Source organism: Lamprobacter modestohalophilus, from assembly GCF_016583905.1.
GTDB lineage: Bacteria > Pseudomonadota > Gammaproteobacteria > Chromatiales > Chromatiaceae > Lamprobacter > Lamprobacter modestohalophilus.
In genome coordinates this window covers 1-903 of record NZ_NRRY01000183.1, presented here as the reverse complement: position 1 = coordinate 903, position 903 = coordinate 1, and the positions used below count along the sequence as shown (strand labels likewise).

General features: G+C 59.7%; 2 protein-coding genes. One reads left to right on the top strand and one right to left on the bottom strand.

Annotated elements, in window-relative coordinates; genetic code table 11:
- Positions 1–391, bottom strand: a 391-nt coding sequence (locus CKO42_RS28800) for an SRPBCC family protein (protein WP_200252821.1), incomplete at its 3' end; no start/stop codon positions are given.
- A 243-nt stretch (positions 392–634) separates the two neighbouring features.
- Between CKO42_RS28800 and CKO42_RS28795 the strand changes: the two genes are divergently transcribed.
- Positions 635–903: hypothetical protein (locus CKO42_RS28795; protein WP_200252819.1), on the top strand; the 269-nt coding region annotated here is incomplete at its 3' end.

Genomic DNA, 903 nt, shown 5'->3' with positions numbered 1-903 from the left:
TCCGTCCCGCGGCGAAATCACTCTGTTCGGGAACGATCACCGCAACCAGGCGCCGTGGGCTTTCGCGCACATCTTCCACCCGTCTCAGTGTCTGACAATGGATCAGAACACAGGCGCGAATGCGCGTGCTGACCCGCACCTGCGTCGGCGTCGGCGCATCGACCACTTCGCTCTCGAGGATCGACGGACTGAGTCTGGGCAATTGCTCATAATCGGTCAGCAGCGCATGCACCACTGCCAAGGGTGCATCGACCAGAAAACGCGCCTCGATGCGGTATCGCTGCTCCGACTCGCTGATCTGAAGCATCAGCAGATCCGCCGCAAGCGTCTCCGGAGCGGTTGCGCCGCCGAGCACCAAGAGCGCGGTCAGGATTGATTGGATGACTCGCATGACCCGGCTGAATACCACGATTCGTTCAACGCAAGCGTGCATGATGTGAATAGTTCGTGACGATCCGATGACGCTCGCAGACGGAATCGGTTTGTACAAGAAGCTGGTAGCATCAGGTAATAGACTGTTTATATTGGTTTTAATGGGGTGATTTCAAAGTTGGCACAGGGACTGCTTTATCTCTGGCAAGTCCCGGCAACGGCCAGGACGTCTACCAACCCACTGTCCAACGAGGAACACAGCATGAAAACCATCACCACCACCCTGACCGCGACCCTGTTCAGCCTGGCCGCCGCTGGTGTCAGTGCCGCCGACGTCTACCAGGGCCTGAGCGCCGGTCATCCGGACCTCTCCAGCCAACCGGCTGGCATCGAGGACGGCTTTAGCGTCAGTGCCACACCGCCCGGCGTCGGCAGCCAGATCGATCGCTATCACGGCCTCGCCGATGGCAACGCGGATCTGTTCAATGTCCGTCTCCAGGGGCCATCCGACAGCGGTGAGCGTCCGAACAT